The organism is Actinacidiphila sp. bgisy167 (assembly GCF_057707665.1).
The window spans coordinates 1-651 of record NZ_JBYIQP010000228.1 but is presented as its reverse complement, the minus strand read 5'-3'; the positions used below and the strand labels follow the sequence as shown (position 1 = coordinate 651).

Here is a 651-nt window from a genome sequence, read left to right as displayed (position 1 = left end):
AGGAACCGGTCACCGGTGACGAGCAGGACAGACTGGCCACCGAGGCCTCGCACCTGTCGCCCCAGGACCGGGCCGGCCTGGTCACGGCATGGCGGCAGACCGGCACACACACCACCCAGTGGCCCGACAACCCCGCACCATGGCAGCCGGACACGGCCATGGACGGGGGACCCTCTCCCGCCGTCATGTATCCGCAACGTCACGACCGGCCGATATACCCGAGGGTCGACCCCCGGGCCTGGCTCGCCAGAGCGCAGGACTTCACAAACGCGCACGCGGCCCTGCACAGCCTGGCCCCCGAGGACCGCGACATACTCCTGGTTCAGGCCTTGGTGATCATGCAGGGCCGGCACCAGGCCCCACCGGCCACCCCCGCCGAGCTCCGCACCGCCGAGGGCGACTACCAGTCCCTCCACTCGGACATGACCGCACTGATCGCCGCACACCTCCTCGCCCAACCCGCCCACGGGCTGGACATCACCGACCCGCTCCACCCCGCATGGCAGCTGTCCGAACAACTCCGCGAGGAATTCGCCACCCACGCCCCCCACCACGAAACGGCCACACCGCACACCACCGGCCCCTTCATCGGGATGGCCCTCACCCAGAACGACACCACCGACGCCCTCCAGCAGAAAATCCTCCAGGACC

The 651-nt window shown here is 69.7% G+C and carries 1 protein-coding gene; it reads left to right on the top strand.

Annotation, left to right across the window (positions count from 1 at the left end):
• A partial coding sequence (locus AC3ET4_RS30910; protein WP_431955300.1) for a hypothetical protein occupies nucleotides 1–651 on the top strand: 651 nt, incomplete at both ends.